19 protein-coding genes and 2 pseudogenes are annotated in these 23643 nt (G+C 74.3%); 10 read left to right on the plus strand and 11 right to left on the minus strand.

From position 1 onward, the window contains the following. Positions 1-188: 188 nt before the first annotated feature. Together ACZ3YL_RS28830 and ACZ3YL_RS28835 are read right to left on the minus strand one after the other, a co-directional pair. Positions 189-2465 (minus strand): helicase C-terminal domain-containing protein, encoded by a 2277-nt coding sequence (locus ACZ3YL_RS28830; protein WP_465660343.1) that lies wholly within the window; start codon positions 2463-2465, stop codon positions 189-191. A 405-nt stretch (positions 2466-2870) separates the two neighbouring features. Further along, a complete protein-coding gene (locus ACZ3YL_RS28835) occupies positions 2871-3071 on the minus strand; it encodes a hypothetical protein (RefSeq protein ID WP_317620904.1) in 201 nt (66 codons plus the stop codon). Positions 3072-3535: 464 nt separating this feature from the next. On the opposite strand from ACZ3YL_RS28835, the gene ACZ3YL_RS28840 reads away from it, so the two are divergent. Both ACZ3YL_RS28840 and ACZ3YL_RS28845 read left to right on the plus strand, forming a co-directional pair. Then, positions 3536-4273 (plus strand): hypothetical protein, encoded by a 738-nt coding sequence (locus ACZ3YL_RS28840; RefSeq protein ID WP_188302899.1) that lies wholly within the window; start codon positions 3536-3538, stop codon positions 4271-4273. Positions 4274-4295: 22 nt separating this feature from the next. Beyond that, on the plus strand, positions 4296-4718 hold the full coding sequence (locus ACZ3YL_RS28845) for a hypothetical protein (protein WP_465660344.1): 423 nt from the start codon (positions 4296-4298) through the stop codon (positions 4716-4718). A gap of 5 nt (positions 4719-4723) precedes the next feature. On the opposite strand, the gene ACZ3YL_RS28850 is transcribed toward ACZ3YL_RS28845, so the two are convergent. Continuing rightward, complete coding sequence (locus tag ACZ3YL_RS28850) at positions 4724-4987, minus strand: dsRBD fold-containing protein (RefSeq protein WP_188302898.1); 264 nt, start codon at positions 4985-4987, stop codon at positions 4724-4726. A gap of 266 nt (positions 4988-5253) precedes the next feature. Between ACZ3YL_RS28850 and ACZ3YL_RS28855 the strand changes: the two are divergent. Both ACZ3YL_RS28855 and ACZ3YL_RS28860 read left to right on the plus strand, forming a co-directional pair. Then, positions 5254-6093: pseudogene (locus ACZ3YL_RS28855) on the plus strand (DMT family transporter); the annotation flags it as partial. Between the two features lie 248 nt (positions 6094-6341). Then, a complete protein-coding gene (locus ACZ3YL_RS28860) occupies positions 6342-7010 on the plus strand; it encodes a DUF6629 family protein (protein WP_465660345.1) in 669 nt (222 codons plus the stop codon). A 208-nt stretch (positions 7011-7218) separates the two neighbouring features. On the opposite strand, the pseudogene ACZ3YL_RS28865 reads toward ACZ3YL_RS28860, so the two are convergent. Both ACZ3YL_RS28865 and ACZ3YL_RS28870 read right to left on the minus strand, forming a co-directional pair. Continuing rightward, positions 7219-7380, minus strand: a pseudogene (locus tag ACZ3YL_RS28865) (MFS transporter); the annotation flags it as partial. Further along, positions 7377-8018, minus strand: coding sequence for an ArsR/SmtB family transcription factor (locus ACZ3YL_RS28870; protein WP_465660346.1), 642 nt, complete (start codon positions 8016-8018; stop codon positions 7377-7379). The pseudogene ACZ3YL_RS28865 and the gene ACZ3YL_RS28870, both read right to left, overlap by 4 nt. A 266-nt stretch (positions 8019-8284) precedes the next feature. Here ACZ3YL_RS28870 and ACZ3YL_RS28875 point away from each other — a divergent pair, with 266 nt between their 5' ends. Together ACZ3YL_RS28875 and polX are read left to right on the plus strand one after the other, a co-directional pair. Next, positions 8285-9067: a histidine kinase gene (locus tag ACZ3YL_RS28875; RefSeq protein ID WP_465660347.1), complete on the plus strand. Its 783-nt coding sequence runs from the start codon at positions 8285-8287 to the stop codon at positions 9065-9067. Between the two features lie 121 nt (positions 9068-9188). Further along, on the plus strand, positions 9189-10985 hold the full coding sequence (polX, locus tag ACZ3YL_RS28880) for a DNA polymerase/3'-5' exonuclease PolX (protein WP_465660348.1): 1797 nt from the start codon (positions 9189-9191) through the stop codon (positions 10983-10985). Positions 10986-11051: 66 nt separating this feature from the next. Here polX and ACZ3YL_RS28885 read toward each other — a convergent pair whose 3' ends face one another. After that, a complete protein-coding gene (locus ACZ3YL_RS28885) occupies positions 11052-11930 on the minus strand; it encodes a carbohydrate kinase family protein (protein ID WP_465660349.1) in 879 nt (292 codons plus the stop codon). Between the two features lie 3 nt (positions 11931-11933). Continuing rightward, positions 11934-12917, minus strand: coding sequence for a pseudouridine-5'-phosphate glycosidase (locus ACZ3YL_RS28890; RefSeq protein ID WP_465660350.1), 984 nt, complete (start codon positions 12915-12917; stop codon positions 11934-11936). A gap of 138 nt (positions 12918-13055) precedes the next feature. On the opposite strand from ACZ3YL_RS28890, the gene ACZ3YL_RS28895 reads away from it, so the two are divergent. From ACZ3YL_RS28895 to ACZ3YL_RS28910, 4 genes are all read left to right on the plus strand, one after another. Next, complete coding sequence (locus tag ACZ3YL_RS28895; RefSeq protein ID WP_188302890.1) at positions 13056-13958, plus strand: LysR family transcriptional regulator; 903 nt, start codon at positions 13056-13058, stop codon at positions 13956-13958. A 154-nt stretch (positions 13959-14112) separates the two neighbouring features. Next, positions 14113-15795: a peptide-N4-asparagine amidase gene (locus ACZ3YL_RS28900; RefSeq protein ID WP_465660351.1), complete on the plus strand. Its 1683-nt coding sequence runs from the start codon at positions 14113-14115 to the stop codon at positions 15793-15795. 847 nt (positions 15796-16642) lie between these two features. Continuing rightward, complete coding sequence (locus tag ACZ3YL_RS28905; RefSeq protein WP_465660352.1) at positions 16643-17188, plus strand: hypothetical protein; 546 nt, start codon at positions 16643-16645, stop codon at positions 17186-17188. A gap of 229 nt (positions 17189-17417) precedes the next feature. After that, positions 17418-18158 (plus strand): (2Fe-2S)-binding protein, encoded by a 741-nt coding sequence (locus ACZ3YL_RS28910; protein WP_465660353.1) that lies wholly within the window; start codon positions 17418-17420, stop codon positions 18156-18158. Between the two features lie 111 nt (positions 18159-18269). Here the strand turns inward: ACZ3YL_RS28910 and ACZ3YL_RS28915 are convergent, their stop codons facing one another. The 4 genes from ACZ3YL_RS28915 to ACZ3YL_RS28930 form a co-directional block, all read right to left on the minus strand. Then, on the minus strand, positions 18270-19322 hold the full coding sequence (locus ACZ3YL_RS28915) for a hypothetical protein (RefSeq protein WP_188302886.1): 1053 nt from the start codon (positions 19320-19322) through the stop codon (positions 18270-18272). Between the two features lie 181 nt (positions 19323-19503). Further along, positions 19504-21153 carry an alpha-amylase family glycosyl hydrolase gene (locus ACZ3YL_RS28920; RefSeq protein ID WP_465660354.1) on the minus strand — a complete coding sequence of 550 codons (1650 nt, stop codon included), beginning with the start codon at positions 21151-21153 and terminating at the stop codon, positions 19504-19506. 245 nt (positions 21154-21398) lie between these two features. After that, a complete protein-coding gene (locus ACZ3YL_RS28925; protein ID WP_465660355.1) occupies positions 21399-22025 on the minus strand; it encodes a bifunctional 4-hydroxy-2-oxoglutarate aldolase/2-dehydro-3-deoxy-phosphogluconate aldolase in 627 nt (208 codons plus the stop codon). After that, the gene (locus ACZ3YL_RS28930; RefSeq protein ID WP_465660356.1) at positions 22022-23629 is read right to left on the minus strand and encodes an N-acyl-D-amino-acid deacylase family protein; all 1608 of its coding nucleotides are present in this window, start codon (positions 23627-23629) and stop codon (positions 22022-22024) included. The genes ACZ3YL_RS28925 and ACZ3YL_RS28930 overlap by 4 nt, the downstream gene beginning before the upstream one ends. Positions 23630-23643: the final 14 nt, after the last annotated feature.

The following is a 23643-nucleotide window of genomic DNA, read 5'->3' on the forward strand; positions in this document are numbered from 1 at the left end:
GAGGAACTGCGCCGATGGCCGCTCGACCGACTGCCGACCGACACCATGCCCTACACCGCCCACGCCTTCCCCGGCCGGGCCGTGTGCCGTCAGGCCGAGGACCGCCCCTCCGACTCGGCGTCATGCGGAACCTCGGGGACGTGCGTGCCTCCATCGCATGCTCCTCGGATGGGCTCGCCGCGTCCGGGCTAGGTGGGCATCACCCCGTGGATGCGGGAGAGGGTGAACACCCGCTCGTCGTCGCGCAGGTGGCACCAGGCGTGGAGGTAGGGAGCGTCCAGGCCCAGCCGGCTGAGGGTGCGGACGGTGGTGTTGCCGGAGGTGGCGACGTACTCGATCGTGATGGCCTGCTTCTCGTCGACGGCGTGGGCCAGTTGGCGGACGTCCGTGAAGGAGAGGTTGCGCGCGTGCCCGGCGATGATCTCCTCCGTGTCGCTGGCATAGGGACGGCCGTCGTACGGGTCGGGCTCCGGGACCTCCTGCGGGGCGTCGCGGAGCCGGGCGGCGAGGGCTCGCAGGTCGACGGGCGTTCCCGGCTTCGTGGTGCGGGTGTCCGTCCGCCGTGTGCGGGGCCTGCCGCCGGGCGGGCGCGGGGACGGGACCCATGACGGGCTCGCCGCGCGGTGGTGCTGGGCCCGTTCGATGCGTACGGTCCCGTCGGTCTCCTCGGCGACGGGGGCGTAGCCCGCGGCCCGCAGTGCCGCGAGTGTCTCGCCCGGTGGGGTCCGGCTGATCAGCACCGTCGGTGCCAGTTGCCGCAGGCCGAGTGGGGCGAGCTTGCGGTGGGCGGCGAGTTCGGCCAGGAGGGCGGGCTCCTGGCCGTGGATCACACAGGCCGCGGAGACGACGCGCACCCGGCCGTGGCTGCGCGCGGTGTCGTGGATCAGGTAGGAGAGCGGTTGGGGCAGCGGATCGACGGCGACGGCGGCCAGGTCGGCCGTGAGGGCGTCGGGGCCGAGGCCCGCGTCGAGGGCGCGGCGGACGCTGCCCGGGCTGAACCGCCAGACGGACGCCGCGCCGGCGCTCTCCCGGTCGGCGGCGGAGTCCAGCAGTGCGTGGAGGTGCGCCGACGGTGTGCCGGCGACCACCGCCGTGAGGTCGCTGCCGAAGCGGGCGGTCCCGCTCGCGGCGGGCAGCAGCCGTCGGCAGGCGTCGCCCAGTGCTTCGGCGTCGTCGGCGTCGTTGCCGCTGTCGGCGTTGCCGGCGACGCCGTCGGTGAGCAGGGCAGCCCCGATCGGGGACACGGCCCCGAGCGCGAGTGCGCCGAGCAGTTCCGCCTCCCGGATCAGGGTGGCGAACGGCGTGGCGTCCTGGTGGAGTTCGTCGGCGAGCGGACGGAGCCACCCGACCAGTTCCCCCAAGTCCGCAGGATTCGCCGCGCCTTCGCCGGCCGGGAGCTGCGCCGCGGCGGTGAGCAGCCCGTGCCGGGCCTGGACGCAGCCTCCGCACGGCGCCGCCCCGGCGAGTGCCGGCAGGGCCTTTCCGTCCTCGTCGCGGCTTCCGCCGGGGGTCAGCGGGAGCGCCCACCAGGCCCGGAGCAGCGCGGTGAGCCGGTCGGCCGGTTCCCGCTCGGCCCAGGTGTCGTAGGCGGCGGTCGCCGCGACCCGGTCGCCGTCCCGGGCCAGCAGCCCGGCCGCGTTCGCCGTCTCCAGTACGAGGCGGACCACGAGCTCGTCGCACTGCGCGGCTTTGCCGATCCGGGACAGCTCGCGGGCGCCGACACCCCCGGCCTTGAGCCGGGCCGGTGGGGCGGCGGCGCACACGCCGAGGACGGAGGCGGCGTGGGCGGCGAACGCCATCGAGGCGGCCGCGGCCTCCCGTTCGACCTCCGACGCGGTGACGGGCACCGACCGCACGCCGGGCGGGACGGGTGTGAACGGGGCGTGCCAGTCGGCGCCGCGCAGTGCGAGTGCCACCTCGGCGGGCATCCGGGCCGGCCCGTGCCGGTACCGGTCCCGAATCAGCAGTCCCCGTTCCACCGCCCACCATTCGGCGGGCGTGGAGTCGACCTTCGGACTCCCGAACATGATGAGGCCCGGTTGATCCGAGGCCTCCCGGGCCCGCCGCTCGAGGAGTTCCCGGGTGGCCGCGGGTGCCTTGGACACCAGCGCGCCGACCCGGGCGGGGTCGCTGTGATGGTCGACCAGCGCCGCCAGCCGCTGCTCCTTCCGGTGGGCGGCGGGTTTGACGTCGAGTTTCGCCAGCATCCGGGCCAGCTCGTCGGAGTTGGAGCCCGCGAGCAGTTGCACGAGCGGTGCGTCGAGCCCCAGCGGCGCGCCCCACGCGCTCCGCAGCGGCGCCGCCATGCGCAGCAGGCCGTTGCCGTCCGGCCACACCAGCGCGCGATCGGCCAACGTCTCCAGGACGGCGGCCAGTCCGTGGGCACGTTCCCCGTGCGCCGCGTCCAGGAGGCCTGCCAGCTCGTCCGGCGACGCGGCCGTCAACGCGGCGAGGGCCTCCGCCACTTGAAGGCACGGCAGCGTGAGCCGGGGCAGGACCAGCGCTACCGACGCCGGGCGCTGGAGACGGTCCGCCAGTTCACCGACCGAACGCGGCTCCGGAACCGACGCGACATCCGGGCGCGCCGCCAGGACCCGCTCCAACTCGGGTGCGTCGAGGCCGCGCAGCCATGTGGCCAGTGCCGATCCGCTCTTCTTACCGATGGGGACACCTCGCCACGTAGGAGGACAGCCGTAACCGGCCAGGGCCGGCCGGGAACACCAGGATGGCCCATCGACGCCATTGCGTGCGACCTCCCCCGGAACTCACCTGGCGGGCCCGGGTCTTCGAGACGATGGAGGATTTGAGGTCACGGATCGCGAGGGGCTGCCCTCCGATACGCGCTCCATCCGCCGACCGCCCGAGTGGCGTCAGTGGGTGGCCTCGACGGCGATCCCGACGAGTTGGAGGATGGCATGTCCCCAGGACGTGGCGGCGATCAGGACACCGAACACGACCGCAGTGAAGACGGTGAACGTCTCGTCGCTCCGACTGCGGGCCTCGGTACGGCGGCGGAGACGGATGACGATGAAGATGGCGAGGAACGCGGTCGCGCTGATCGTGTACTGCACTGCCCACCCTTGACGCTGAGTGAGGCCTCGGTTACCCGATGCCTGCTGCCATTCGGGCGAGCATGCCAGAGCGATCGGCGGTCCGGGGCCGGATTGCGGAAATCAGGCGGACGCGAACGGTCTCGCCGGGAGTTGGCCTGTCGCGCGGCCGGCAGGTCCAGCCGAGCCGATCGTACGAACAGCGACCGTGTTGCCCGGAGCGCTCCGAGAGCGAGCCATGACCCGGCGCGGACAGACCGGCGGACGGATCGCGGAAGGAGTCCAGTGCAGTGCTGCCTGCCTGCTTACCTGCCTGCCTGCCGAGCCGAGCCGCAGTGGGCGCCGGCGCCGACGGGTGGGGCGGGATCGACGGCCCTGCGCGCGGTGGCGGCGTCGGCAGGCGTCGGGGTGTCGCGGGGTGGGTGTGCGCGGGGTGACCGTAGCGTTGGCGGGTGGCTGAGACGGCGTCGACGAGCGCATCGCAGGTGAGTGCGGCTCATGTGATGGCGCCGGCGGTGGTGTTCGCGATTCCGGTGCTGAAGTTGGCGTGGACGCTGGGTGGCGGGGACGCCGCGCGGGATGCGTTGTCGGCGATGGGGCCGACCAACTGGGTCGATGTCGTCATCGGGATGTTCCTGGCCGAGCCGGTGCTGGCGACCGTGCTGGCGGCGGTCACCGCGCAGGTCACGTACGCGATTTCGGCCGCCCGGGGCGGGGCGGCGCGGCACCGGGGGCGGGCGCTGGCCGAGACGGCGGCGCGGGCGGCGATCCTGCCGGGAGCGCTGGGGGTCGTCGTGGGGGCGTTCAACGGGGTGTGGTGGGGTGCGGTGGCCGGGGTGCTGGGCTATGTGCTGCGGCTCGGGGTGGTGGCCGAGTACCGTACGGGCGGGCGGTCCGCCGACACCGGACACCGGACCGGCCGGCCCGCCGTGACCTTCGGGACCAGGGCCGCGGAGGCGGTGCGGATCGCCTCGCTGCTGCTCGCCCTGGTCGTGCTGCCGCTCCTCTCCGTCACCGCCGCGCTGGACGGCCGGGCCTGGACGAGCGTGCTGCGGTGCGACGTGAACACCGGCTCGGGGCCCGAGCGGGCCCGGCTGGTCGAGCTGGACCGGCAGGCGCCGGGGGTGGTCGGCTGGGACGTCCCGGCCCGTGAGGTGGTCAGCGGCACCAACTGCGCCACCGACCCGGACGACGTGATCCGGGCCCCCTGGTGGCGCAGCTGAGGACCTTCGGCGGAATGCCGGGATGGACCAGCTGCGCACCTTGAGCCGGCAGTACGTCGCGGGACCGGTCCAGCCCGCGGACCTGCCGACGTCTGCCGACGACCTGCTCGTCACCGGCCTGGATTCCCCCGCGCTGCGCGACCTGGCCGGGCGGGCCCGGAGGGACCGGACCGACCAGGTCTTCCGCGAGGCGCTGGAGGAACTCGGCGCGGCCCGGCCCGACGGCGGGCTGGCCGAGTTCCACGACGGTGCGGGTTGGTCGCTCTGGGCCACCGGCAGCCTCCGGCAGGGCACCCGGTTGCTGGACAGCCATCGACGACCAGCCGGCCAACCCCTGGAGCCGACCGGCCGCACCCGCGCCGGGACAGTCGCGCCCACACCGCCGTCCCCGGGCCCGCCGGACTGGCCGGACTGGCCGGACTGGCCGGATGACCAGACGCGCTGACGCCGTCAGTAGATCAGGTAGCCCGGGCGGTGCCCCTCGTCCTCGATCTCGCCGGTGGCCTGGGCCCGCAGCTTGCGGGACAGTTCCTCCAGGGCCCGGGAGGCGGCGACCTCCTCGCCGATCCTGGCGAGCGGGCGGTCCTCCGCGCTCTTCTCGGCCTCGCCGTGCGCGCTCAGGCCCGGCGCCCTCGCGCCCGTCAACCTGGCGTCGCACACCGTGTGCACGCCGTCTTCGTCGAAGCTGAGCTCCACGTCCCACTGGTTGTGCATGCCACACCTCCTGGCGGCGGCCCCCATCACGCCGGTCCCGGCCGACCCGGGCGCTGGGCCCGTGGCGGCCACTCACACCAGCGTGCGCCCGCGCGACCCGTGGCGGCAAGCGCGGCGGTGACGGCGGCGACCAGTGCGGATCCGCCGCGTCCGATCGGCCCGGCCGCCGCCCCGGCGGTACGCTGACGGAAGCGTGCCGCGACCGCCGAACCCTCCCCCGGAACCGCCGGCGCGGCACGGGGCAGCGACAACCTGGTGGTCCCTCCGTGGCGGTCTTCCTCCTCGCTCTGAGCGCGGCCTGCTGTCTGGGACTCGGCTTCGTCCTCCAGCAGCATGCGGCGCAACGGGCCCCTCGTGCCGACCTGCTGCGCTGGCGTCTGCTGCTGGACCTGATGCGGATGCCCGAGTGGCTGCTCGGCACCGGGTTCATGGTCAGCGGTCTGCTCCTCTCCGCGCTCGCGCTCAACCAGGGCGAGGTGTCCCTGGTCGAGCCGCTGCTGGCGACCAACCTGATCTTCGCCATGGCGCTCTCCCGGGTGCTGACCCGTCAGACCCTCGGCCGCTCCGGCTGGGCCGGGGTGCTGCTGCTGGGCCTCGGGGTGACGGCGTTCATCGTGGCCGGACGGCCCACCGGCGGCGGTCCGCCCGCCGGGGAGCTGCGGCACTGGCTGGTGGTCGGCACGGTGGTCGGGCTGACCCTGCTGCTGGTCTCGCTCGCCCGCCGGCTGCCGCTGTTCGAGGAGGCCACCCTGCTGGCCCTCGCCGCCGGACTCCTCTACGGCCTGCAGGACGCGCTCACCCGCACCACCACCCAGCGCCTCGACCACGACGGGCTGATGGCGGTGCTGCGGACCTGGCAGCCGTACGCGGTGGTGGTGGCGGGCGTGGTCGGACTGCTGCTGGTGCAGAGCGCCTTCGAGGCCGCGCCGCTGCGGATGTCACTGCCGGCGCTGACCGCCGCCCAGCCGCTGTCCGGGATCGCCTGCGCGGTCGGCTTCCTCGGCGACCGACTGCGGGTCACCCCGGCTGCGCTGGCCTGGCAGGCGGCCGGGTTGGTGGCGATCGTGATCGGGGTGATCGTGATCGGCCGACATCCGGCGATGCCCGGCAGCAGCGTCCGCGACACCCTGGAGAGCATCGGGGTGCCACCGAGCGACCAGCCCGGCAACGGTGACGGCGGCCGGGAGCCGCGTCGTGGCGATGCCGGTGTCGGCCCTGACGGCGCCGGTGTCGGTAACAACGGCGGTAACGGTAACAACGGCGACGGCGGTGGCAGCCCTCACCGAGACGCTGGCGACGGCGGTGGCGGTGGCGATGACACCGACATGAACGGTGAGCACGGGTAGGCGGACCGATGTGCTGGAGCGCCCAGGCGGACGCCGTGGCCGGCGCGGCGGTCGCGGGCATCGGCGTGGCGTGCCTGGTCCGCGCCCGGCGCTCCGGGAGACCGCAGCGACTACCGCTCGCCGCGCTCCCGCTGGTGCTGGGCGTGCACCAGCTCGTCGAGGCGCTGGTCTGGCTCGGCACGGACGGTGAGTTGCCGTCGGCCCTCGCCGGGGCGACCCGCACCGCCTGGGCGGTGATCGCCCTGCCGCTGCTGCCCGTCCTGGTCCCCGTCGGTGTCTGGTGCGCTGCCCACGAACCCGGGCACCCCGCTGGCCCCGGCCGACGCCGCGTACTCGCCCTGCTGGCGCTGCTGGGCGCAGCGGTGGCGGTGCCGCTCGCGGTCGCCGTCGCCGCTCACCCGGTGACGGCCACCCGGCACGGCCACACCCTCGGCTACGCCATCGGCATCCCGTACCCGGCCCTTCTGCTCACCGGCTACCTCCTCACCACGGTCGGCTCCCTCCTGATCAGCGGCGACCGCCTGCTCCGCCGTCTCGGTCTGCTCACCGGAGTGGGCGCGGTCCTCTGCGCCCTGCTCTGGCGGCTCGCGTTCGTCTCCACCTGGTGTGCCCTCGCTGCCCTGGCCAGGCTCCTGCTGCTCCACTGGGCGGGACACCCGCCCACCGACCGTCGGTGAACGCCGGCGTCCGGCCCGCCCGACGGGCCCGGCCCTTACGACCGCGCCGCCTCCACCGCGCCCCCTGCTGCCCGGGCCTGCCCATCGACCGTGGCTCCCGCGGGCCCCGGCCGGACTCCCGGGCCCAGACCGGGAGCAGGACGGTCGTGAACCGGGCGCCGAGCAGGTGGGTGACGCCGGCCAGGACCGTCACCGTGAGCAGCAGCGGGACCAGCCCGGTCAGAGTGGCGCTGCCGGGGGTGGCCAGGACGAACCAGGGCAGGGCGATGGCCGAGATCCACGTCCCGGTCCGGGGGATCGCCGTGGCGGCGAGCACCCCGGCCAGCGGCCTCAGGCTGCGCACCGGCGGATGGGCGGTGCCGATGGTCATTCTGCTCTCCCCTCCCCCGGTTCGGGCTGTCGCTGCGGTTCGGGCTGCCCCTGCGGATCAGGCAGCACGTGGACCGCGACGGAGACCTGCTCGCTGCCCTCCGGCACCGGCCCCTCGGCGCCGACCCGGCGGTAGCGCCGGAGCACCACGGACAGTTCGGCCGTCAACTGCACGGCCTCGGCCGGCGTGAGCTGGAGCAGCATGTCGCTGAAGTCGACCGCCTTGCGCCACTCCCCGGGCATCGTCTCGAAGGCGTCGAGCGCACGCTGGGCGGTCAGGGTGTGCCCGGCCAGCACGGAGCGCAGGAAGCCGACGCCCGCCCCGGGCTCCTCGTCCGCCATGTCCTCCCCCGTCCAGACCGTCAGCCGGTGCGCCGAGCGCCACCACCGCTCCCGGGCGTTGCCGCGCTCGGTGTCCTCCTCGACGAAGCCCGCGGCGGCGAGCTGGCGCAGGTGGTAGCTGGTGGCTCCGGAGTTGAGCCCCAGCTGCTCGGCGAGCCTGGTCGCGGTGGACGGGCCGTGCTTGCGCAGCAGCTCGACCAGTTGCATCCGCACGGGATGGGCCATGGCCCTCATGCCCTTGGCAGTGAGGACGACGTGCGGGTCGTCGCTGTGCTTCCAGCCGCGGTCTTCGCTCATGACCAGGAGCGTAGAATCGCAAAGAACTGTTTGCAAAGGGTTTTTTGCGAAGACTTCTCTGCGGTCACCGGACCGGGCCTCGCCCCGCCGGTCGGAGGACCCGCCCACCCGCCGCTCGGCGGGGGCCGCGCCCCGCTTCGCGTCCCGGAGCCGGATTGTCACCCGGGCGGCGGAGGCGCAGGCTGGCACCAGGGCCCGGGAAGCGGCCCGCCCCGGTCGGCCGCGGAATCGATGACGGCCGCCGGTCAGGCACGAGGGGCAGGGCGATGGCACGCGGGAAGCTCTGGGGCTACGTCGCTTCGGGGGCCCGGGCGCTCGGTGCGCTCGGTGGCACGGGTGGCGCGGGTGGCGCGGGTGGCGCCGAACGCAAGGGCGACGGGGGCGCTCCGGACGGCCTCGGGCCGTTCCCGCCGACGGCGATGGCCGGCCCCAGACCACTTTCCCGGACGGAGCTCGACCGGCTGAGCTGGACCGACCGGCAGGCCGGGTGCGAGCCGCAGGCACGGCACGTCCAGGTCACCGAGGTGGTGCGCCGGGTGGTGCGCGGTGGCGGCCGGGCCGCAGCCGTCACGATCAGGCTCGCGCCCGGGCTACCGGTGGTGGCCGGCGACGCCCGCCGGCTGGAGGCCGCGATAGCCGGGCTGCTCGACCACGCGATCCGGCGCAGCCCGCTGGGCGGCCGGGTACTGGTCCGGGCTGACGTCACCCGCCCCGGCCCGGCGGCGCCCTGGACCGCGACCGGACGGGACACGACCGGGTCGGATACGACCGGACACGGCGCAATCTGGCCGGACACGCCCGGACTGGGCGCCACCGGACAGGGCGCCACCGGTCGCGGCCGGGAGCGGGTCGAGATACGAATATCCGACCGCGGGACGTACGAGCCGCCCGAGGCCCGCGAATGGCTGCCGGCGGGCGTCCGGGCCACCGGACCGGTGGGCCCCGCGCTGCACAGCCTGGTGGTGGCGGCGGGCGGACGCCTCGCGGTCGAGCCGACCCCCGGCGGCGGCCTGACCGTCGTCCTGCTGCTCGCGGTCGCCTACGACTAGACCCAGCGCGAACCCCGCACAGCCCCCGCGCCCGCACGGCACCCCGCCCGGCGGAGTGCGCACCGCCCGGCGGAGTGCGCACCGCTCGGCGAACGGCGGGCTCCGAACCTAGACTTGCCCCATGCCCCGGCTCAACGACCAGGTCAGGGAACTGCTCCAGGAGTACGCCGACCTGATCAACATCACCGGCGGGGACGCCTTCCGGGCCCGCGCCTACGAGAAGGCCGCCCGAGCCGTCGGCGGCCACCCCGAGGACGTGGCCGGTCTGGACGTCAAGGGACTGCAGCAGATCCCCGGTGTCGGCAAGTCCACGGCCGAGAAGATCGCCGAGTACCTCGCCACCGGAGAGATCCCGGCGCTGGAGGCCCTGCGCGCCGAGATCCCGTCCGGTGTACGGGAGATGATGGCCGTCCCCAGCGTCGGCCCCAAGCGCGCCCTCGCCCTCTACCGCGACCTCGGCATCGCCTCGGTGGACGAACTCGCCGGTGCGATCCGCGCCGACAAGCTGTCCGGTGTGGCCGGATTCGGCGAGCGCAGCGGGGAGAAGATCCTGCACGGCATCGAGCTGATGCGGCAGTCCGGCGGCCGGACCCTCCTCGACGCCGCCACCGAGCTGGCCGAGCAACTGGTCGCGGCGCTCTCCGCCGTCCCCGGCTGCACCCGCTGCGCGTACGCGGGTTCGCTGCGCCGGATGCGCGAGACAGTGGGCGACATCGACGTGCTGGCGACCGCCGCCGACTCCGCTCCGCTGATGGCCGCGCTCACGGAACTCCCGTACGTGGCCGAGGTGATCGGCAGCGGGCCGACCAAGACCTCGGTCCGCACCACCCAGGGCATCCAGGTGGACCTGCGGGTCGTCCCCGAGGAGGACTGGGGCGCCGCGCTGGTCTACTTCACCGGGTCGAAGGCGCACAACATCAAGCTGCGCACGATGGCGGTCCGGGCCGGGCTCAAGCTCTCCGAGTACGGGCTGTTCGAGGTCGGCGGCGACACCGGGAAGGGCGGCGCGAAAGGCTCGAAGGACGCGGGGGGTGGAAAGGGCAAGGCGGCGGAGGGCGCCAAGGTGGTGTCCGCCACCGAGGAGGAGGTGTACGCGGCGCTCGGCCTGCCCTGGATCCCGCCGACGCTGCGCGAGGACCGGGGGGAGATCGAGGCCGCGCTGGGCGGTGAACTCCCGGACCTGATCCAGGAGTCGGACCTGCGCGGCGACCTCCACACCCACACCGACCTGACCGACGGCCTGGCCACCCTCACCGAGATGGTCGACACGGCGGCGGCCCGCGGCTACTCCTACTACGCCGTCACCGACCACGCGCCGGACCTGGTGATGCAGCGGATGACCGACGAGAAGATGCTCGCCCAGCGCGAGGAGCTGCGCCGGCTCGCCGACCGCCACAGGAAGTTGCGCCTGCTGCACGGCACCGAGCTGAACATCGGCCCGGACGGCGGCGTGGACTGGCCGCCCGGGTTCCTGGCCGGCTTCGACGTCTGCGTGGCCTCCGTGCACTCGCACTTCACCCTCGACCGCGCCGCCCAGACCCGCCGGTTGATCCGCGCCTGCGAGAACCCGTACGTCCATGTCATCGGCCACCTCACCACCCGCCGGATCGGTCGGCGCGGACCGATCGACGTCGACCTGGACGCGGTGTTCGCCGCCGCCGCGCGCACCGGCACCGCGATCGAGATCAACAGTTCCCCGCAGCGGCTCGACCTGCGCGACGAGGACGTCCTGCGGGCCAAGCGGCACGGGGTGCGCTTCGCGATCGACAGCGACGCCCACGCCACCGGCCACCTCGCCTACCCGCGCTTCGGCATCGGTACGGCGCAGCGCGGCTGGCTCACCGCCGAGGACGTGATCAACGCGTGGACGTGGCAGCGGCTGAAGCACTTCCTCCGCAAGGACGCACTGCGGAAGTAGTCCGCCGTCGCTACGGCCGTGGTTGCTGCAGCCGTGGTTGCTACGGCCGTGGTTGCTGCAGCTGCCCTACCCCTCCCCCAGCGAAGCCCCCGGCGTGGCCAGCACCCGGGCCGCGCTGCGGTGCCCGAGCCCGGCCGCCAGGCGGAGGTCCCCGGAGTCCAGGAAGCCGGCCAGGAAGCCCGCCGCGAAGGCGTCGCCGGCCCCGGTGAGGTCGCGCACCTCCGCGACCGGCGGCACCGGCACGGTGAACAGCCCCTCGCCCGGCACGTCGACGGTGGTCGCCTCGGCCCCCGACTTGGTGACCACCGTGGTGGCCGCCAGCCGGGCGCGCTCCGGCCCCGGCAGGCCGTCCACCAGCAGCCCGAGGAAGGCGGACTCGGAGCGGTTGGCGAACACGAAGGTCGGTGCCAGCTCGGCCAGCAGGCCGAGGAAGCGCTCCCGCCCGAACTGTTCCAGCATCCCGGTGGAGGAGGCGTCCACCGAGGTGGTGCCGCCCGCTCGCCGGACCCGGGCGAGTGCGTCGAGCGCCGTCCGGCCGACCGGCTCGCCGTCGAAGGAGTAGGCGGGCACGTGCAGGTGGGTCAGGCCGGTCAGCCAGTCGTCCGGGACGCGTTCCAGCAGCTTGGCAGCGCCGCGGTCGGGCAGCATGGTCCGCTCGCCGTCCCGGTCGATCAGCACGACGATGCTGCCGGTCCGGCCGTGCCGCTGCACCCGTACGTCCACGCCGTGGCCGCCGAGTTCGGCGACCACGCCGTCCCCGACCGGATCCGCTCCGACGCAGCCGAGGAAGCGGGCCGGGTACTGCCCGGCGGCGAAGCAGGCGACGTTGGCCGCGCTGCCGCCGCGCCGGCGGAAGACCTGGGCGCCGGAGTCGGTGCCGTGGCGCAGCGGGCCGTCGACCCAGACCACGATGTCCTCGACGAGGTCGCCGAGCACCCCGAGCACGGGTCAGGCCCCGGTGGAGGCGGCGGACCCACCGGCCCGGGCGGCCAGGGCGGTGGCGATCTCGCCGCCGAGGCGCACGTTGCCGCGGTAGACCTCGACGTTGACCTCCAGGCTGCGGCCGTCGGTGTCGCGCTGGATGTGGTCGAGCAGGAAGGGGGTGGAGGCGTTGCCGGTGATGCCCCGGCGTTCGGCCTCGGCCCAGGCGCGGGCCAGGATGCCGTCCAGTTCCTCCGGCGGCAGCTGCTTGGCCGGGTCGACCGGGTTGGCGATCAGGACGGCCTGCGGCAGGTCGAGCCGGTCGCGGGCGTCGATGATCCCGGCGGCCTCCTCGGGCGACTGCACGGCGAAGTTGATCTCGTGGCCGGAGTCGGTGACGTAGAAGCCGGGATACTTGGTGGTGCGGTAGCCGATGACCGGGATGTTGAGGGTCTCGAAGCGCTCCAGGGTGGCCCGGATGTCGAGGATGGACTTCACCCCGGCGCTGATCACGGTGACCGGGGTGGCGGCCAGGGTGGTCAGGTCGGCGGACTCGTCGAAGCTCTCGGAGGCGCCGAAGTGGACGCCGCCGAGGCCGCCGGTGGAGAACACCCGCACGCCCGCGCGGTGGGCGAGGAAGGCGGTGGCGGCGACGGTGGTGCCGCCGTGCCGGCCGAGCGCGGCGACCACCGGCAGGTCGCGCAGGCTGACCTTGTCCAGGCCGTCGGCGGCGGCGAGTTCGGTGATCTGCTCGGTGCTCAGACCGACCGTGGGGACGCCCGCGTGCACGCCGATGGTCGCCGGGACGATGCCGGCCCCGCGCAGCCGCTCCTCGGCTTCCAGCGCGACGGTGAGGTTGCGCGGTCGCGGCAGGCCGTGGGTGAAGATCGTCGATTCCAGGGCGACCACGGGACGGCCGTCGGCGACGGCCTGCGCGACCTCCTCGGAGATCCGGATGGCGGGGGTGCCGGCAGGGGTGCCGACGGGGGTGCTGACGGGCAGTCCGGTCATGGTGGGAGCTTCCTGTGAGATGCCACTGCGACGGGGCAACGCGACGATCAGCGTAGGGACGGTTCGGATCGGAAACCAGAATGAGTCCTGGGGTTTCTGATAGCTGATCACCTATCAGTTCGCACTAGGATGATCCGCATGGGCTTCACCTTGCGACAGCTGGAGGTCTTCCTGACCGTCGCCGAGACGCTGCACTTCGGCCGGGCCGCCGAGCGCCTGCACATCTCGCAGCCGACGGTCAGCCAGGAGGTCGCCCGATTGGAGCGGACCGTCGGCGTCGAGCTGTTCGACCGCAGCCGCCGCTCGGTCGCGCTGACCGAGGCGGGCGAGGTGATGGCGGCCGAGAGCGCGCGGCTGCTCGAACAGGCGGGGGCCATGCTGACGCGGGTCCGGCTGCACGAGGAGTCCCGGCTCGGGACGGCCCGGATCGTCGCCTCGCCGAGCGTGGTCAACCGGCTGCTGCCCGCCGTGGTCAGCCGGGCCGAGCAGGAGCTGCCCGCGCTCGACACCGCCGAACTCGCCGTCGACACCGGGCAGGTCTCCACCACCCTGGCCGGCGAACTCGCCGACATCGGCCTCGGCCGCTTCCTGGAGGACGTCCCCGGCTACCGGCTGGAGCGGATCGCCGACGAGCCGGTCCGGGTCGCCCTCGGCCGGGACCACCCGCTGACCGGCCGGGCGAGCCTGCGACTGGCCGAACTGCGCGACCTGCCACTGCTGTTGTGGCCGCGCGAGCAGCACCCCCGGTACTACGACCACGTGCTCGGCCTGTGCGCGGAGCACGGCGTCGACCCGCCGGTACTGGTCAGCCCGCCGCGGATCGTCGGCTCCCGGCTCTACCTGCTCGCCCGCAACCGCGCCTTCTCCCTGGTGCCCGGTTCGATGACCGGCCACCTCACCGAGGACGTGGCCACCGTACGGCTGGAGGGGCGGGCCACCCTGCCGCTGGAGATGCAGTGGCGCACGGACGACCGGCGGCCCCCGCTGGCGACGCTGCGCAACCTGATCCGGCAGGAGGCCGCGGAGTTGGAGGAGTGGTAGCGCCACCACGTGCGGCGGAAGCCGCGGGAACCGGAAGGCCCGCGGCAGCGCCCGACGGCCACTCTTGACGCTCACATGCCAGCGCCGGAAGGATGCCCGGATCACCCACCCGGCCCGGCGCGCGCCGACGGGCCGCCCGACCCGGGGATCCACCTTGGCCCTGTTCCCCCCGCGCCCCCGTCGCCGCCTGCTGCGCCGCCTCGCCGGACTGCTCGGTGCCACCGCCCTCACCCTCGCCGGCACCCTCACCGCCGCCGCGCCCGCCCACGCCGACTTCGGCGACGGCTACCACGACCCCGTCACCGCGACCAAGCCGCTCACCCGCCCCGACACCCGCTCCTGCAGCGTCGAAGTGATGCACGACCGCGAGTTCCGCAACGGCTACGGCAACCCGCCCGACACCCCGTACACCGCCACCCTCACCCCGCCCGCCGACTGCGCCGGGCCGTGGTCCGCGGTGGTCCTGGACCTCCACGGGCAGGTCGCCGGGCGGCAGTTCGACCGCATCTTCAGCGTCCGCATCGGCGGCGTCCAGGTGCTGCTGTCCTCCACCCCCGAGCCGTCCAAGGACGGCATCCAGTGGAACGTCGAACGCGATCTCACCCGCTACGCCCCGCTGTTCGAGGCCGGGCCGCAGCCGTTCTCGCTCGACCTCGCCAACGTCACCGACGCCACCTACACCGGCGTCTACAAGCTCTCGGCGAGCCTGACCTTCTACACCGCGGACGACCGCTGGCCGGCCGCCCACGGCGCCGACCAGGTCCTCACCACCGGCCCGTTCTCGCTCACCCAGGCCGCTCCGGGCACTGCCAAGGACGTCACCTTCCCGCGGAACCTGCAACGCCTGACCGCCGAGGTCTACGCCCGCGGCGGCGGCGCCTGCGAGGAGTTCGCGTACGCCTCCGCGCCGGACGCCTTCGTCGCCGCCAACCCGTCGATCGGCGCCTGCGGCAAGGGCCCGTTCCGCGAGCTGCGGCTCACCGTGGACGGCCGGGTGGCCGGAGCGGTCTGGCCGTACCCGGTGATCTACACCGGCGGTTGGGACCCGCTGCTGTGGCGGCCCGTCCCGGGCGTCTTCGCCTTCGACCTGCCCGCCTACCGGCTCGACCTCACCCCGTACGTCGGCCTGCTGCTCGACGGGCGCCCGCACAGCGTCGGCATCACGGTCAACGCGGCCGAGGCGCAGAGCAACGACGTCTGGACCGGCCAGGTCAACCTGTTCGCCGAGGTCGACCACGGCACCGACCGCACCTCCGGGCAGCTCACCGACTACCGGGTCGCCCCCGAGGCCGCCGTCGCCACCCAGCTCGCCGACCACGGCGGCGGCAGCGGCGACTGGACCGTCACCGCCGCCCGGCACGACCTCGCCCGCGGCTGGGTGCAGACCTCGCACGGCCGGATCACCACCGAGGTCCGCGACGACCTGGCGTTCAGCTCCGCCCAGCAACTGCGCGACAGCGGCAACGACGTGACCCTGCACAACAGCGCCGACCTCACCCGCACCACCAGCACCTGGGGCGGCGGACCGCACCGCACCACCACCGTGCACGAGGGCGAACCGCTGGACGTCACGTACAAGGTGACCCACGACGCGGCCGGGAACACCGACCAGAACACCGCGATGGACCTCGGCTACCACCGCGAGGCCACCGCCGCGACCGGCGGCCACGTCACCGAGCGCTCCACCGTGGACCACACCCTGCGACCCACCGCACGGCGCCACGACGGCGACCGCACCGTCCGCACCGGCGGCAGCACCGAGGACTACCGCAGCACCGGGCCGGACGGGCCGTACCACCGGACACTGAGCTTCGTCGACGGGTGGCCGAAACCGTAAGGCCCGTCGGCTCCGACGTGCGAGATTTGCCCGAATTCGGACCGTTCACCCCTGGTGCACACGCCGTGGGAGGCGCATGATGGGAGGTGGACCTGCGAGGCAGCTGAAGGAAGTTCGACCGCAGGAGGCAGTGGCGACAGGTCGAGACGGATCAGGGTCTGCCGCTGGTACTACCTCGGTCGACGATCGAACTACCGGCCGGAGGACGTGACGTCCGGAGGCCACCCCCGCCTCGCAGGTTCCGCGCGTCCACGGAGCATCCCCTCGACTCCGTGGACGCGCTCGTTCCCCGCCGGACCGGGCCGTCGCGGCCCTCCGGATGTCCACCGGTGCGACGTCCGGCCGCAGTTCGGCCGCCAGCTCCACCCTGACCCGCCCGCGGGGCCTGCGCGGCGGCGGCCGGGGGCACTGACCACGCCCACCACCCCGCGCGGGCTCGGCCAGCGGTGCGCCCGACCGGTTGGCGAACGCGGCCTCGACCGCAACGCGTTCAAACCAGCGCTCCGCCCGTCCCGCTGGACGCCCGGGGGTACGGGTCGTCGCTACCGCCCGGTCGGGGCGGGGCAGGCCGGGGCAGGGCAGGTCGGGCAGGGGGTCGGTGCGCAGGGAGTCGGTGCGCAGGGAGTCGGTGCGCAGGGAGTCGGTGCGCACACCGCCGAGCCTACGGGCCGCTCTCCCGGGGGAGGCGGTACTCCTCCCCCGGGAGGAGGCAACTCCCCTCCCCAGCGGGAGGTTTGCCCCGCCCGGGCGGGCCAGACTCGATGCTGTCGGAACAACCGCTCACCAGGACAACCACCCGCCGGGACAACCGACCGCCGGAAACCCCAGCCCAGGAGGCCGAACCGCCATGACCCGCCGTCTCGCCACCGCCGCTGCCGCGCTCTGCCTCCTGGCGGCGACGGTCGCCACCGCCGCCCCGGCGACCGCCGCGGCACCGGCCTCCGCCGACGGCTTCGGTCCGGTGGTCCTGCGCGGGAACGCCGGGACGGTCCTCACCGCCGCCTTCGACGGCTTCACGGGAGACCCGGTCCAGCTCACGGTCGACGCCCGCGCCGACCACACCACCGACCCGGGCACCACCCGCGGCCACTTCCACGTCCGCCATGTGCACACCGACGGTCGGCTGGTCGCCGACTTCGAGGGGGACATCACCTGCCTGGCCGTCGGCGGCCGGGAGGCGATCGCCACCGGGGTCGTCACCAAGGGCGAGGTGCCGTGGTTCCCGGGCCGGCCGGTGGTCGGCCAGAAGGTCGCGCTCTCGGTCGAGGACGACGGCCGGCACGGGGACCGGGTCGGCTGGGTCTGGGGCTTCTTCGGCGCCCCGGTCTCGGACTGCCAGGGCACGGTACCGTTCATCCGCACGACCAGTGGCGACTTCACCGTGCGCGGCTGACCACCGCCCGACCAGGGCCTTCCGGGCTCCCGACCGGGCCGGGGTGTCACCGCCCGCCCGTTCCCCCGAACCCCCCGGAGGCCCCGATGCGCCCCGCCCACCCGGCCATAGGCCCGCTCTGTGGGATCGCGCCGGACGCAGGGCCCGAAAGAGCGGCCCTGGCCCACCCGACCGCACTCCGGTCGACCGAAGCCGGCGCGGGGTTCAACGACCTTACCGGGGAGGGCCGTTGAACCCCGCGTCCGATCAGACCGAGCAGCCCCGGCCCGACTACGGCCGACTCGCCGCCGTGGGCCCGTACTTCGCCCTCGACAGCGACGCCACCGGCACCCCGCCGCCCGGCTTCCGTCCACTGCCGGAGCTGTACGGTACCGGGCCGGACGCGCCGCTCGCGCCCCGGGTGCAGGTGGTGGCGCGGCGGCTGGGCACGGCCGAGCTCCGGGTCGCCGCCTCGATCCTGCACCTCGGGCTGGCCGCCCGGTTCTGGTCGGTGGGCATCGGCTCGGCCGTCCTGCTGGGGACGGTCCCGACCCTGGAGCACGCCTGGGTGCGGATCCCTGACCAGGGACCGATCGACCTCTGGACGCCGCCGGAGCCGGCCCGCCCCGATCCCGGCGAGCTCGTCGACCAGCTCCACGAGGCCGTCATGATCGGCTGGTTGGAGCCCTTGGCAGCAGCAGTGCGCGCCGCCGTGCCGCTCTCGGCGCGCCTGCTGCGCGGCAACGAGGCCTCCGCGCTGGCCGGGACGCTGCGGGTGCTGGACGCCCAAGTGCCGGGCCGGGCAACGGAGTTGGTCGCCCGGTTGCTGGCGCGTCCGCCGCTGGCGGGTTCGGGCACCCTGCTCGACGGCCCGCGCGGAGCCACGCTCCGGCGGACCAGTTGCTGCCTCTACTACCGAACCGGACCGGGCGCGGGGCTCTGCGGCGACTGCTGCTTCACCCGGCCGCCCGCTCGCCGGGAGCGGGGCTGACCGGCGGACAAGGGCCCGCGCCCGGCTTGTCCAAGGCCGGGCGCGGGCCGCCGATCCCCACCCGGTTCCGATGCCCTCGCACCGGGTGAAGTCCTTTCGGGCGTACGGTCCTCAGACCGCGACCGCCTCCTCCATCTCCTCCTCGGCCTCGGCCGGCCTCTCCACCGCTCGGCGCCCGCGGCCCTCGTACAGCGCCGCGGCTACCAGGGCCGCCCCGCCCAGCAGCAGCCAGACCACCAGGGTCAGCACGTGCCCGCCGAGGCCGGCGCCGCCGTCGAAGTACATGATGCTGCGCGCGCCCTCCAGGTAGCCGGCGCCGGTCCAGAAGCCGTGCAGGGCCCCGAAGAAGCCGTTCTGCAGCTCGGGCCGGTAAATACCGCCGGAGGAGGTGAAGTTGAGCATCACGAACAGCACCATCAGGGCGAGCGTGGTCCACTTCTTCAGGAAGCTGTGCAGCCCGATGCCGATCAGGACGATGCCCGCGGAGTAGAGCCAGCCGAGCGCCCAGATCGCGGCGTAGTCGTGGTCGACGACGTGGAAGAGCGGTCCGGCGGTGGCGATCCCGATCACGCTGACCACCAGCGAGACGGCCACGCCCACCAGGGCCCGGATCCGCATGCTCAGCCCGGCGCCGGCGGCGCCGATCACCGCGACGCTGGCGTAGGAGCCGATGCTCAGCGCGACCAGCAGGAAGAACAGGCCCTGGCCGGTCGGGTCGCCCTTGGCGGGGGTGGTGAGGTCGGTGACGTGCAGCGGGACGCCCTGCCGGTCGGTGACGTTGGTGAACACCGCCGTGGCGGCGACCACCGAGGTGTCCGAGTTGCCCTTGGCCACGATCAGTTCGGGGTTCCTGGCGTCCGGGACGAAGGCGCCGACCAGGTCGCGGTCGCGCAGCAGTCGCTCGGCGGCGGGGCGGTCGGCGACGGTCCGGACGTCCAGCGCGTCGCCGGCCTTGCCCTGGATGGTCTGCGCCAGGCCCTGGACCTGGGGGCCGGACCCGACGACGGCGACCTTGAGGTGGTGGGGCTCCGGCTGGTGGAAGGCGCCCTGGTAGGCGAGCGCCATGCCGAGGCACATCAGCAGCGGGGTGAGCAGGTGGACGGCGAGGTGCTTGAGCGAGTGCCCCAGGGTGGGCGCTGCGGCGGGGGTCTGGGGTGTGCTCATGGCGTTCGTACCGTCCTCCGATGTTCTTCCCTATCAGGTGGCAGATACAACCAATGCAGGTGGTAAATGCAACCATCTATGGATGTAGCTTACAACCATCTGACAGGGTTCGGAAGCCGGGCCGCCCCTAGCCCGCCCCAGCCGCCGACACCCCGCCGGCCCCGGGGCACGGACCCCGGGCTCAGCCCAGCTCGAACACGCCGTACGAGAAGCCGTCCGCCCGCAGCTCGCCGTCCACCACCCGCACGCCCTGCACCTCCAGCGGCCGCACGGCACCCCCGCCGGCACCCCCGCCCGCACCCCCGCCCGCACCCCCGCCCGCACCGCCGCCTGCACCGCCGAAGCCTTCCGGCAGCCGGACGACCCCCGGCTCCCGGCGCGGGTTCACCGCCACCAGGTACCGCCCGGACCGGGTGTACACCAGCGGGTACCCGGCGTTCCGCACCTCCACCCCGCCCGACGCACCCAGCCCGGGGTGGGCGCGCCGCAGCGCGATCAGCCGCCGGACGGTGTGCAGCAGCGAGGTCGGATCGGCCCGCTGGGAGAGCACGTCCGGGCGCCGCGGGTCCGGGTCCAGCGGCAGGTAGTACCGCTCGGGCGCGGCGGTGGAGAACCCGGCCGAAGGGCCCGGCGTCCACTGCATCGGGGTCCGCGAACCCGCCCGGTTGAAGCGCGGCCCCAGCACACTGCCCTCGACGTCCGGCAGCCCGGGCAGGTAGCGCAGGCCGATCTCGTCGCCGTAGTACACCGCGGGCAGGGTCGGCCAGGTGAGCAGGAAGGCGAAGGCGGGGGCGAGTTGCGCGCCGGAGCGCGGCCCGGTGGCGAGCCGGGAGAAGTCGTGGTTGGCGGTGGGCAGCACGATGTGCCCGTTGCCCTCGGTGAGTTCGGCGGCGGAGCGCCAGGCGTCCAGGAAGGTCTGCGGGGTGCCGCGCCCCTCGGCCTCGAAGTAGCACGGGCCCTGCCGCCAGAACTCCTCCACCGTCCCACCGTCGTTGTTCCACAGCGAGCGCAGCGCGAGGCCGTGGTCGTCCCCGCCGAAGTGCAGGAAGAAGTCCGCGTGGAATCCGGCCGCGACGGCGGCGGCCGGGTCGCCCCACTCGGCGAACAGCGCGGCCTCGGGGTGGGTGCGGTCCAGCCAGTCGCGCAGCTCGGTCCAGAGCTTGGCAGTCTCGACCCGGCCCGGGTCGTCCTTGACCAGCGAGTACGCCATGTCCACCCGGAAGCCGGCCACGCCGAGGCCCAGCCAGTGCGCCATGATGTCGCGCAGCGCCGCCCGGTTGGCGCGCGGGCCTTCGGCGTCCACCGGCTGACGCCACGGCTCCGCCGAACTGCCTTGTGCGTAGCCGAAGTTCAGGGCGGGCTGGCAGTCGAAGAAGTTCGGCCGGTACCAGCCCGGGCGGCTTCCGGGCGAGGCGACGAAGCCGTCCACCGGGCGGTCCGACCAGATGTAGCGCTGGTCGGCCGGGTCATCGGCGGAGGCCAGGAACCAGGGGTGGCGGTCGGAGGTGTGCCCGGCGACCAGGTCCAGCAGGATCCGGATGCCCTTGCGGCGGGCGGCCTCGACCAGCGCGACCAGGTCCTCGGTGCGGCCGTAGCGCGGGGCGGGGGTGAGGTAGTCGGTGATGTCGTACCCGGCGTCGCGGAACGGCGAGGCGAAGCAGGGGTTGAGCCAGACGGTGTCCACGCCCAGCCAGGAGAGGTGGTCGAGGTGCTCGGTGATGCCGGCGAAGTCGCCGATGCCGTCGCCGTCGGAGTCCGCGAAGGACTGCGGGTAGATCTGGTACAGGACGGCGTCGGCCAGCCAGTCGGGGCCGGGGCGGGTCGAGGTCATGGGGTGGGTCCTCCTGCCGGGTCCGGGGGCCGCGCGGGCCGAGAGCCGAGGGGCCGGGGTGAGCCGGGTGCCACCGATTCTCGTCCAATCCCGGCCGTCCCGACAGCCCGCCTCACACCTTCACGGAACCACCGCCGGACCCGCGCGCCGCACCACCGACCACGCCCCCGTCGCTCCTTCACGGAACCACCGCCGGACCCGCGCCACCCGAACCCGCCGAGCCACCCGAACCCGCCGAACCCCCGTTACGACACCCCCGCCGCACAGGCCCGGGTGAACACCCGCGCCCGCCGGGTGATCTCCGCCCAGTCCCCCGCCTCCACCGCCGCCGGCGGCACCACGTCCGTCCCCGCGCACACCGCGAGCGCCCCCTGCGCCAGGAACTCGGCCGCGTTGCCCGCGTTCACCCCGCCCGAGGCCACCAACGGCACGTCCGGGTACGGGCCGCGCAGGTCCTTGAAGTAGCCGGGGCCGAACGACCGGGCCGGGAAGATCTTGACGGCGGCCGCGCCCAGGTCGACCGCCCGGGCCACCTCGGTCGGGGTGAGGGCCCCCAGCACCACCGGCACCCCGCGGGCCCGCCCGGCCTCCGCGACCTCGGGCCGGCAGCCCGGGGTGACCAGGAAGGACGCCCCGGCGTCGATCCCGCGCTCGGCCTGCTCGGCGGTCAGTACCGTCCCGACCCCGACCCGCCAGCCGGCCGCCGAGGCCCGTACCAGATGGGCCGTCACATCCGGTGTGGTGTAGGTGAATTCGGTGAAGCCGATGCCGCCCTCCGCGAGGGCTGCGCACAGCGCGGCGGCGTCCGGGATCCGGGGTGCGCGGACCACCGCGATCACCGGGTCGTTCCACAGCTCGGAAAGATCGCTCATGGGGCCAGAGTTCCTCGGTCGGTGCGGCGCAGGGCACGCCCGGGGCGGGCGCCGGTGGTGCGTCCCTGCCGGACGACGGCGGTGCCGTTGACGTACACGTACTCGATCCCCTCGGCGGGCAGCCGGGGCTGCTCGAAGGTGGCGGCGTCCCGGATCCGCCCGGGGTCGAGGAGCACCAGGTCGGCGTGGTACCCGGGGGCGATCCGGCCGCGCCGGTCCAGTCCCAGCCGGGCGGCGGGCCGACCGGTCATCCGGGCGATGGCCTCCTCCAGCGTGAGTACGCCCAACTCCCGGCTGTAGTGGCCGAGGTAGCGCGGGAAGGTGCCCCAGGCGCGCGGGTGCGGACGGGCCCCGACCAGCAGTCCGTCGCTGCCGACGGTGTGGGCGCGGTGGCGCATCACCGCCCGGACGTTCTCCTCGTGGCCGACGTGCTGGAGGATGGTGGTGCCCAACTCGTCCCGGCGCAGCAGGTCGAGGAAGACCTCCGCCCCGCCGGCCCCCCGCTCGGCGGCGAGTTCGGCGACCGTCCGGCCGACCGCCCGCGCCAGCTCCGCCGAGCGGACGCCGGAGATCTGGATGGTCGCCCAGTCGGCGACCACGCCGTGGCAGCCGTCGCTGCCCTGCTCCTCCATCGCGTACCGGATCCGCTCCCGGGCGCCCGGGTCGGCGAGCCGGGCCAGCGTCGCGGCCGGCCCGCCCTCGGTGGCCCAACTCGGCAGCAGGGCGGCCAGGGTGGTGGAGCCGGGCAGGTAGGGGTAGCTGTCCAGGGTGAGGTCCACGCCGTCCGCGAGCGCCTGGTCGACCAGCTCCAGGAACTCGCCGACCCGGCCGCGGTTGACGCCGAAGTTCATCGTGGCGTGGGTGAGGTGCAGCGCGCAGCCGGACCGCCGGGCGATCTCCACCATCTCCGCGTAGCCCTCCAACGCACCCTGCCCGTAGGACCGTTGGTGTGGCGCGTGGAATCCGCCGTAGGCCGCCACCACGGTGCACAGCTCGACCAGTTCGGCGGTGTCCGCGTACATCCCGGGGGTGTAGCTGAGGCCGCTGGACATCCCGACCGCCCCCTGCAGCAGGCTCCGCGCCAACACCTGCCGCATCCGGTCGAGTTCGGCCGGGGTGGGCGGGCGGTCGTACCAGCCCATGGCGAGCATCCGCAGCGAGCCGTGCGGCACCAGGTAGCAGGCGTTGACGGCGACCCGGGTGCGGTCGATCCGGTCCAGGTAGCCGGCGACGTCGCGCCAGTCCCAGTCGAGGTCCGCCGGATCGCCGTTCCAGCCCGCCAGTTGGCGGCGCAGCGCGGGCAGGGTGGTGTCGTCCACCGGGGCGTAGGAGAGGCCGTCCTGGCCGAGGACCTCGCAGGTGACACCCTGGGTGACCTTGGCCGGGTGTTCGGGTTCGAGCAGCAGGGCGAGGTCGGAGTGGGCGTGCATGTCGATGAAGCCGGGGGCGAGCACCAGTCCGTCGGCGTCCACCTCCGAGGCCCCGCCGAGGCCCGCACCGATCTCGGTGATCAGGCCGTCGGCGATCCGCACGTCCGCCCGGTAGCGGCCGGCGCCGGTCCCGTCGACGACAGTCGCCCCCTTGAGGACGGTTGCGCCCTTCACGACGGCTGCCCCCT

Source organism: Kitasatospora sp. NPDC023176 (genome assembly GCF_055560495.1).

Bases quoted from the DNA above. Each gene is read 5' to 3' on its own strand.
- ACZ3YL_RS28845 (WP_465660344.1), top strand. From the start codon at position 4,296: ATGGACCAGCTGCGCACCTTGAGCCGGCAGTACGTCGCGGGACCGGTC.
- ACZ3YL_RS28850 (WP_188302898.1), bottom strand. From the start codon at position 4,987: ATGCACAACCAGTGGGACGTGGAGCTCAGCTTCGACGAAGACGGCGTG.
- ACZ3YL_RS28860 (WP_465660345.1), top strand. From the start codon at position 6,342: ATGTGCTGGAGCGCCCAGGCGGACGCCGTGGCCGGCGCGGCGGTCGCG.
- ACZ3YL_RS28870 (WP_465660346.1), bottom strand. From the start codon at position 8,018: ATGAGCGAAGACCGCGGCTGGAAGCACAGCGACGACCCGCACGTCGTC.
- ACZ3YL_RS28875 (WP_465660347.1), top strand. From the start codon at position 8,285: ATGGCACGCGGGAAGCTCTGGGGCTACGTCGCTTCGGGGGCCCGGGCG.
- polX (WP_465660348.1), top strand. From the start codon at position 9,189: ATGCCCCGGCTCAACGACCAGGTCAGGGAACTGCTCCAGGAGTACGCC.
- ACZ3YL_RS28890 (WP_465660350.1), bottom strand. From the start codon at position 12,917: ATGACCGGACTGCCCGTCAGCACCCCCGTCGGCACCCCTGCCGGCACC.
- ACZ3YL_RS28895 (WP_188302890.1), top strand. From the start codon at position 13,056: ATGGGCTTCACCTTGCGACAGCTGGAGGTCTTCCTGACCGTCGCCGAG.
- ACZ3YL_RS28905 (WP_465660352.1), top strand. From the start codon at position 16,643: ATGACCCGCCGTCTCGCCACCGCCGCTGCCGCGCTCTGCCTCCTGGCG.
- ACZ3YL_RS28915 (WP_188302886.1), bottom strand. From the start codon at position 19,322: ATGAGCACACCCCAGACCCCCGCCGCAGCGCCCACCCTGGGGCACTCG.
- ACZ3YL_RS28920 (WP_465660354.1), bottom strand. From the start codon at position 21,153: ATGACCTCGACCCGCCCCGGCCCCGACTGGCTGGCCGACGCCGTCCTG.
- ACZ3YL_RS28925 (WP_465660355.1), bottom strand. From the start codon at position 22,025: ATGAGCGATCTTTCCGAGCTGTGGAACGACCCGGTGATCGCGGTGGTC.